Here is an 8776-nt window from a genome sequence, read left to right as displayed (position 1 = left end):
CCAACTCAGCTTTGCTATCTTCTTAGCCCTGTCGTAATTGATACCTCCTCCTCCAACAACACTTTCTTCCATTTCCAAAACATAATAATCCTCCAACTCATTGGTCAGAAAATTTCTGTAATCTTCAATCTCGGACTCAGCAAAGTATTGAGGTATGTTTTGCTCTAACACACGAACCAACGGTTCAAAATCTTCATTTTTGTACTTTCTTATAACTATGGATGGTATCATAACACTGATTTGCCTCAAATTAACAAATTATCAGCTTAATTCCAAGTCAACGATATAGTTGTACGCTATCAAACAATATCTTTCAATTTAGGATTAGCATGCTTTTCATTGAAGCTTGAAATTGTTAATCCAACTCCTCTATCTGCATTTCTTTAGTTCGCTGTGTCTCTTCTTCCTGAAATTCGAGAAGCTCGTCATATGTATCATACACCTTCTCAATCTTTCCAGTCTGCTTATAAACATCTAATAGATTTCTTAAAATATAAGACTTATAAATATTAAGCATAAGGACCGGAGAATTAGCCAAAATATATTTATAAAGATCTATAGCTTCATCATAACGTTTTTGCAAAGCGAAACAACGCGCTTTCATAAAATTAGAATACAAAATTTCTCCGTCATTATTACGTTCCACAGCTATATTGTAGGCCGAATCAATATTCTTATAGACCTCAACAAAATTTTTGTCCAGTGCCAACAGATATGCATTGATACTATGATATCGAGAAATATAAATTATATGACTCAGCACCTTTCGTGTTAGAAATTGTGCCGCCATTCTATTATATTTTCTGATACTATCCGGTTGGTTAAGTTTCAAATAATTAGATGCAAGAAGGATATAAGAAACACCTTTATATCTTTGTACTTCTTGGGTCAATTTCTTTTCATGGATGACCTTATATAGAAAATCCAATGATTTTTGTGTTTCGTTATATTGGTAATATATAAGGGCTAAATTGAAATTATATCTATATAAAAGTAGTGTGTTATTGCTTTTAAGTAGCTTAGGATAAAGTTCGGAAAGCATCCTTAATTCTGTCAATGCATAGCCCATCCGACCGATAACCGTAGCTTCCAACAGCTGAAACTCATACAGCATATTTTGCAACTCCGGAGTAGTCGACCCCCTGAGGTAACTTATCATCCCTTTGATATAAGAAAGAATAGTGTCCGGTTCTACGAAAAAATATAGCTTTGAATAATGATTGAATAATATTTTGGAATAGGTAAGACTGTCTTTTTGGTAATTTTTATCAAGCAGATAATGCTTTTGAACAAAATTGCGGTTAAAATCAAAGTTTTCTTTTTTATTCTTATTTAACAAGTCATTTATTAACACATGCTTCTTCTCTAGTTTACTTGTGCTGTTTTATTAAGATTTATAACAGAGTCATTATACTGGTTCAACGAATCAAGAGAAAAAGATTTTGCACATAATGGACTGGTAAGTAGAAAATAAGATAGTATATAAAAAATAATTTTTTTAAATTTCATTAGGTAGATAATCCCAAAACTTATATAAATATACTTCAAATCCCTCAATACAAAGAATATTTTTAAACAGTGCTACAAAATCATTGTATTTCTTATTTAATTATTGTATTATTAAAACATCTTACTATGAAAAGCATCATTTATGAGAAAGGTTATCATTATAGAAGACCACCCTATAGTGGTTTTTAACCTTAAAATTGGTTTACTAAGTACAATAACGATGATATCCATATTGTTGATAATTTTTCTACCGGTAAATCACTTTTCGAATTTACAGGACTGAAAGATATCGACGTTGCTCTTCTGGACATCAATCTCCCAGATACAAGTGGCTTTGAGATTTGCCCCTACCTCAAAAAAGTAAATCCTCATATCAAAATCATTGGTTACTCTTCTTTTGAAGATTACGAATATATCAACAGATTTATGAAAGCCGGAGCCGACGGCTATATAGTGAAAGGGGCAAAAATCCCCACAATTTACGAAGCTATCACAAAAGTAATGAACGGTGAATTCTTCTTCTGTGAAATATCTAGTGAAAAACTAGAAAACATCCATAAAGATAATAGTATACCTACGGTAAAACTTACCAAAAGAGAAACACAACTCATTGAGCTTTTAAAAGCTAATAATTCATTAGACCAGATAAGTAAAGCTATTGGAGAAGATTTGAAGACTACAATCTTAATAATCGATATGTTAAAGGAAAAAATAAACTTTTATCAGCTTCCTGTCTTACTACCAGAATATTAATTTGGTGAAATAAAAATCATACTCTGTAAGTGATTCACATCTTATGAAAAAGCTGATCAACAAAACTGCACTACTATCACTGTTGGTTGGAATTTTGGTAGGTTGTCATCCACCAAATAACCCTCCACATACAGACAATGAGAAAGAAGGCGTCCTGAGTATAGAAAAATTTCTAAGCAACACACCTATTTCCGATGTAGATTTGAATGATTTTCCATACCTAAAAGTCCCCAAAGGAGCCAAATCGACCAATGAAAATATCTGCGAAAATTGCACCTTCATTTTTTATCTGGATAGCCTAAATAAAATCCCTGTTAAAGGACGTGTCTTTAGTGCTATGCTAGAACAAGACCCTGCAAATAACTTTGAAATCACCACATACTATGTCATCAAGAATATCACCGACCAAGTGAGTACTCTAGGAGGAATTAAAGTATTTGAAGGCGATGTCTTGCCTCCCATGGACGAATCGGTAAAGGATAATACGACATGGAGGTTAAACTTAAAAGATAATAGCCATGTCAGTAGCTACCTTATCCGACGAGGAGAAAGCAATATCCATATATCTGTAGCTACCAATCATATTCCTAAATTACAACTAATAGTCGTTGAAAGTAAAGAAAGTGTACATTAAAAAAAAAGACTTTGAAAAGTTTTCAAAGTCCTTTTTATGTCTTGGCTATTATTCGCTCTGCTCACCAATATCACCTAAAGAAGCAATATCGTTAAGGTTATATGGAGTCTCCTGATACACGTAATAGTTGAGCCAATTGTTGAACAAAAGGTTGGCATGGCTTGTCCAACGTACCATAGGTCCCTCATTAGGGTCGTCATTTCGATAATAATTTTTTGGCATCTCTATGTCCAGACCTTTTTCCAAGTCACGCATATATTCTTCATGCAGCGTGAATGGATTATACTCCGAATGACCAGTAAGGTAAAACTCCCTTCCTCCTCTTGAACTTAAAATGGCAATTCCCGCCTCTGGAGATTCCGAAAGGATGGTTAATCCGTCTTTGGACAACACTTCCTGCTTATCAATAGTTGTATGTCGGCTATGCGGAATGTAAAATTCATCGTCAAAGCCTCTAAACAACGGATATTTCTTCTTGCTAGCGGTATGTTTGAATACACCGAACAACTTTTTGTCCAAAGCAATTTTGTTGACGCCATAAAAATGATACAAGGCAGCTTGGGAAGCCCAGCAGATATATAATGAAGAGGTAACGTGTGTACGGGCCCAATCAAAAATCTGTACAAGCTCCTCCCAATAGTTCACCTCCTCAAAAGGAAGCATCTCTACAGGTGCCCCCGTGACAATCAATCCGTCGTAATATTGATTCGAAACTTCACTAAAAGTCTTATAAAACATCTCCAAATGCTCCTGTGGAGTATTCTTGGATACATGAGATTCCATACTCAAAAATTCCATCTCCACCTGTAAAGGATTGTTGGACAGAAGCCGGATAAAGTCGGTTTCCGTCGAAATCTTTAAAGGCATAAGATTGAGCACCAATACACGCAACGGCCTAATATCCTGAGTATTGGCCCTCAAATCACTCATAACGAAAATGTTCTCACGCTTTAGAAGTTCTATAGCCGGCAAATTATCTGGAATCTTTAAAGGCATACTTTTTCTCTTCCTCCTACTCTAGTTTAGATCGATTATTTAAGGTGAATTTAGATTTCAATAAGCCAAATTACAACTAATACTTTGTTTGAAAAAATTAGAATTCTTTTTTTTACAATTTTACTACGACGAAATCAAAATTTTACAAAAAGATAATTGGCTCCTAGCCACATTCTTCTTAGCTTCGCATAAAATTTAGTACCATGAATTTCTTTTCGAAAATATTCCCGACGCTCTTGCTAACCCTCTCCCTAGTGGGATGCAAGACCACTCAATGGGGACATAGCACTTCAACCCACAACTATGTCATTAACAGTCAGGTTGAAGAAGACAGCAGCATCATCCGATATTATTTGCCTTATAAGCAAAAGATGGAAATTGAGATGAACAGAGTCATCGCCTTTGCCGAAGACAACCTGTACCGCACGCGATCAGAAGCAGAATCTTCGGCTGGAAACTTTTTCGTAGATGCACTGCTGGAAATCGGAAAAACACTGGATCCTGACGTACAGTTTTCTATTGCCACAAAATTCGGTATACGTGCAGACATCAAGAAGGGAGATGTTACAATCGGCAATATCTATGAGCTCATGCCTTTTGAAAATTATATCACCATATTGGAAATAAAAGGGTCGGAAATGGCTAACCTGTTACAGTTTATGGCCAACACAGGGGGACAACCTATCGCGGGAATGACCATGAAAATCAAAGACGGAAAGCCGGTAGATGTCTTTATTCAAGGCCAACCTTTCGACATCAATAAGAATTATAAATTGGTGACCTACGATTATCTGGCTAATGGTGGCGACCGCATATTAGGACTAGACAACCCTATTTCGAGAAAAGATTCAGGAATATTGGTCCGAAACGGTCTTATCGACTACCTGAAGAAGTTAACAAGTGAAGGTAAAACCATAAATACTAAACTCGATGGCAGAGTTCAAATCATTAAATAGAAGAAATTTCCTAAAAAATATAGGAGTATTAGGCGGTACTATAGCACTAAGTCAGCTGCCTACAGACCTGTGGGCTAAGCCTACAGAAATAAAGCTTACCATCCTACATACCAATGACGTACACAGCCGCATAGAACCTTTTCCTATGGATGGTTCAAAACTACAAGGATTAGGAGGTGTAGCACGCAGAAGTACGTTGATAAACAAAATACGTAAGGAAGAAAAGCATGTACTTCTGTTCGATGCAGGAGATATGTTTCAAGGTACCCCCTATTTCAACCTTTTTGATGGAGAGCTGGAGCTTACCCTCATGTCCAAGTTGGGATATGATGCAGGCACCTTCGGCAACCACGAATTTGACAATGGCATTGACGGTATTCTCAAACATTTCGACAAAGCCAACTTTCCTTTCGTTACCTCCAACTACGACTTCAGCAATACAGCCTTGGCCGGAAAAACCAAGGAATACCTGATTTTGGAGCGAGGTGGAATACGAATAGGAGTCTTCGGACTAGGCGTCAATGTCGAAGGACTTGTAGACAAGAAAAACTATGCAGGGATGAAATATTTGGATCCTATTGCTGTAGCAAACAGAATAGTTCCTACGTTAAAGAACAAGCATAAATGCGATATTGTTATCTGTCTTTCTCATTTGGGATACAGCTATACCACGGATCAGATTTCGGATTTGAAATTGGCCGCCGCAACAAAGGATATCGACCTTATCATAGGAGGACATACACACACCTACCTAGAAGAACCAACCCGTGTCCTTAACGCTGCCGGCAAAGAAACTATAGTCAATCAGGCTGCAACGGGTGGAGCAATATTGGGAAGAATAGATTTTATCTTCAATCCCAAAGAACAAAACAAAAAAGGTTGTATTCAACAATTACAAAGTTGACAACAATATTGTATAATTAACCTTTTAAATTACATAAAAATAGATTGAAAGCTCTTTTTCAAACATATATAAACTCATACAAAGGATTATCGCAAGCCGCATGGCTATTGGCTTTGGTGATATTGATTAACAGAACCGGGTCCATGGTAATACCTTTTCTGGGGATGTATATGTCTTCGGAGTTGGGCTTCAGCAAGACTCAGATAGGTCTGGTGTTAGGCTGCTTTGGATTAGGAGCGGTATGTGGTTCCTGGTTAGGAGGTTGGCTGACAGACCGCTTTGGTAATTTTAAAGTTCAGGCCATCTCCCTGATGGCGGTAATACCACTTTTCTTGGTGCTACCGGCTTTCACTACCTTCGAAGGGCTGGCTCCTATGATTTTCCTGCTTTCCGTAGTGGCCGACACATTTAGACCGGCCAACTCAGTTTCGGTGGCACGCTATGCTAAACCCGAAAATATTACACGGGCCTATTCACTCAACAGGATGGCCGTAAATTTAGGGTTTTCCATAGGTCCTGCACTGGGAGGCTTCCTCGCCACTATTTCCTATCATTGGATTTTCTATGGTAACGCTATTGCTGCCGGATTGGCATGTATTGTCTTTATCTATTTCTTCAAAAACAGAAAACCTAATGTAACAACCAAAGAAACATTCTGAAGATACGAAAAAAGAGAAAAACGCTTATCGGGACGGTCTCTTCATCATCTTCAATATTTTATGTTGCCTCTTTTCAATGGCATTCTTTCAGCTGTTAAGTACTTTACCGCTGTTTTATAAGGATGTTTATCGCTTAGACTCCACACAGATAGGTCTTCTTCTAGGGTTTAGCGGCTTCGTCATAGTGGTTTTTGAAATGGTCTTGGTCCATTTCGTAGAACATCGCTTTACGGTACGGCAGATTATGGTGTGGGGTACAGCCATTACTTCCATAGCATACTTTATGCTGAATATAGATTTTGGGCTTATCTGGCTTTATATGTCCATGTTTATCCTTTCCACCGGGGAGATGCTGACACTACCCTTTATGGCTACAATCTCTATCAAACGAGCGGGATTACATAACCAAGGAGCCTATATGGGGTTCAACTCATTAGCCTTCGCTGCAGCCAATATCGTTTCCCCTTATTTGGAACTTACCTAGCTGAACACTACGGATACTTCACCTTGTGGACAGTGGCAGGTAGCCTACTACTACTTGCTAGTGGTGGATTCCAGTTTGTCATTACCAAGATGAAGATTTAACCTACGTTGCGTTCGTATGGCACACGAGTTAATATGGAGCGGCCCAGTGTTATTTCGTCCACGTATTCCAATTCTCCACCGAACGCTATACCTCTAGCTATGGTCGTAATCTGAATATCAAATTCTTTCAGTTTACGGTATAGATAGAATATGGTGGTATCCCCTTCCATAGTAGCACTGAGGGCTAGGATTACCTCTTTGACATCCCCTCGACGTATGCGTTCGAGAAGCCCTTCGATTTTTAGATCCGAAGGACCTACACCTTCCATCGGAGAGATAAGCCCTCCCAATACATGATAAACACCTTGATATTGGTTGGTATTTTCTATGGCCATGACATCACGAGTGTCCTCCACCACACAGATAGTCGTCTTATCACGCTTTACGGACTGACAGATCTCACAGACAGCTTCATCCGAAATATTGTAGCATTCGCGACAATACTGTATCTGCTCTTTGAGCGTAGTCAGGGACTGCACAAAACGTTGCACTTCGCCATCCGGCTGTTTGAGCAGATGTAACACCAATCGCAATGCGGTCTTTTTTCCGATTCCGGGCAGGCGCCCGAACTCCTCTACCGCATTTTCTAATAGCTTGGATGAAAAATTCATAATACAAAGGTAATTATTTTTTGTGTCAGCAAAATATCAGTATACGAAAGCATTGCTCCGTTCTGCATTATATTTTTTTATATTTCTGTTATGAAACCAACACTACAGATTGAATATTGCCCTAAGTGCGGATGGATGTTACGGGCTGCTTATATAGCCCAAGAGTTACTGACCACCTTTGAAGAGGATGTTTACGGCATTACGCTTATTCCTAGCGAGGTGAGCGGCCGTTTTCAGATACGTCATGAAGATTTTATGATTTTCGACAGAAAAAGAGATGGAGGCTTTGCAGATATCAAAACCCTAAAGCAGCGGGTAAGAGACCGCATCTGTCCTGAAAAAAACTTGGGCCATTCGGACAAAAAATAGCTTTCTTAAGGAAAATTTTAGTATAAGGATAGAAATATAATTTTTATTATATTGCAACTCTTGATTTGAGTTTAAAGAAGATGACGACAGGAGAAAGTAAAATTAGAAATTCGTTTGCCAACAAAACTTGGCAAGAGATTAAAGTGAAAGATTCATGGCAGATTTTTAAAATCATGTCAGAATTTGTGGATGGCTTTGAGAAGTTGGCAAAAATAGGTCCTTGTGTTTCTATATTCGGTTCGGCACGAACTCCTGAAAACCATAAATACTATCAGATGACCGTAGAGATAGCCAAACTTCTGGCAGAAAAAGGATACGGTGTGATCTCTGGGGGTGGTCCGGGAATTATGGAAGCAGCCAACAGAGGAGCTCACCTTGTGGGTGGAAAATCGGTAGGCTTAAACATCGAATTGCCATTCGAGCAGTTTCACAACAGCTATATAGACAGAGATAAAATTCTAACCTTCAACTACTTCTTCGTACGTAAGGTTATGTTTATGAAATACTCTCAGGGTTATATCGTGATGCCGTGGAGGTTCGGCACGATGGATGAGCTATTTGAAGCGATCACTTCTTATCCAGACCGGAAAAATCGCCCGCTTCCCTATCGTATTAGTAGGCTCGGAATATTGGGGCGGTTTGTTCGAATGGATCGAAAAGACCATGCTTGCCAATGCATATATCTCTCCTGAGGACCTAAAGCTGTATAGAATAGTAGATACCGCCGAAGAGGCTGCCGGACATRTCWWGCATCTTTCTTGCTACGATAATGATTTGCTCAACCAAACTTCTATAAAGAC

10 protein-coding genes and 2 pseudogenes are annotated in these 8776 nt (G+C 38.4%); 8 read left to right on the top strand and 4 right to left on the bottom strand.

Going from position 1 to position 8776, the window contains the following annotated elements:
• Positions 1–231 (bottom strand): annotated as a pseudogene (locus SD31_RS04675) (GNAT family N-acetyltransferase); the annotation flags it as partial.
• Positions 232–355: 124 nt separating this feature from the next.
• A complete protein-coding gene (locus SD31_RS04670; protein ID WP_039053288.1) occupies positions 356–1354 on the bottom strand; it encodes a tetratricopeptide repeat protein in 999 nt (332 codons plus the stop codon).
• Positions 1355–1734: 380 nt separating this feature from the next.
• Here SD31_RS04670 and SD31_RS17065 point away from each other — a divergent pair, with 380 nt between their 5' ends.
• On the top strand, positions 1735–2262 hold the full coding sequence (locus tag SD31_RS17065) for a response regulator transcription factor (RefSeq protein WP_262506535.1): 528 nt from the start codon (positions 1735–1737) through the stop codon (positions 2260–2262).
• A 43-nt stretch (positions 2263–2305) separates the two neighbouring features.
• Positions 2306–2896, top strand: a complete 591-nt coding sequence (locus SD31_RS04660; RefSeq protein ID WP_039053286.1) for a hypothetical protein — start codon at positions 2306–2308, stop codon at positions 2894–2896.
• Positions 2897–2944: 48 nt separating this feature from the next.
• Here the strand turns inward: SD31_RS04660 and metA are convergent, their stop codons facing one another.
• Complete coding sequence (gene metA, locus SD31_RS04655; RefSeq protein ID WP_039053285.1) at positions 2945–3892, bottom strand: homoserine O-succinyltransferase; 948 nt, start codon at positions 3890–3892, stop codon at positions 2945–2947.
• A gap of 203 nt (positions 3893–4095) precedes the next feature.
• On the opposite strand from metA, the gene SD31_RS04650 reads away from it, so the two are divergent.
• The 4 genes from SD31_RS04650 to SD31_RS19885 all read left to right on the top strand — a co-directional run bounded on the left by SD31_RS04650 (position 4096) and on the right by SD31_RS19885 (position 6895).
• The gene (locus SD31_RS04650; protein ID WP_231561175.1) at positions 4096–4848 is read left to right on the top strand and encodes a 5'-nucleotidase C-terminal domain-containing protein; all 753 of its coding nucleotides are present in this window, start codon (positions 4096–4098) and stop codon (positions 4846–4848) included.
• Entirely contained in the window at positions 4823–5752 is a 930-nt protein-coding gene (locus tag SD31_RS04645; protein ID WP_039053284.1) for a bifunctional metallophosphatase/5'-nucleotidase, read from the top strand. The genes SD31_RS04650 and SD31_RS04645 overlap by 26 nt, the downstream gene beginning before the upstream one ends.
• 44 nt (positions 5753–5796) lie before the next feature.
• Positions 5797–6411, top strand: coding sequence for an MFS transporter (locus SD31_RS19890; RefSeq protein WP_262506534.1), 615 nt, complete (start codon positions 5797–5799; stop codon positions 6409–6411).
• Between the two features lie 76 nt (positions 6412–6487).
• Positions 6488–6895: an MFS transporter gene (locus tag SD31_RS19885; RefSeq protein WP_262506533.1), complete on the top strand. Its 408-nt coding sequence runs from the start codon at positions 6488–6490 to the stop codon at positions 6893–6895.
• 97 nt (positions 6896–6992) lie between these two features.
• Here SD31_RS19885 and recR read toward each other — a convergent pair whose 3' ends face one another.
• On the bottom strand, positions 6993–7607 hold the full coding sequence (gene recR / locus SD31_RS04635; protein WP_039053283.1) for a recombination mediator RecR: 615 nt from the start codon (positions 7605–7607) through the stop codon (positions 6993–6995).
• A 90-nt stretch (positions 7608–7697) separates the two neighbouring features.
• Between recR and SD31_RS04630 the strand changes: the two genes are divergently transcribed.
• Complete coding sequence (locus tag SD31_RS04630) at positions 7698–7976, top strand: SelT/SelW/SelH family protein (RefSeq protein WP_082021815.1); 279 nt, start codon at positions 7698–7700, stop codon at positions 7974–7976.
• 80 nt (positions 7977–8056) lie between these two features.
• Positions 8057–8776, top strand: a pseudogene (locus tag SD31_RS04625) (TIGR00730 family Rossman fold protein); the annotation flags it as partial.

The sequence above is a fragment of the Sphingobacterium sp. T2 genome, assembly GCF_000814685.1.
Lineage (GTDB): Bacteria > Bacteroidota > Bacteroidia > Sphingobacteriales > Sphingobacteriaceae > Sphingobacterium > Sphingobacterium thermophilum.
Note: the sequence above shows the minus strand (reverse complement) of the source record. Positions and strands in the feature narration are given on the sequence as shown.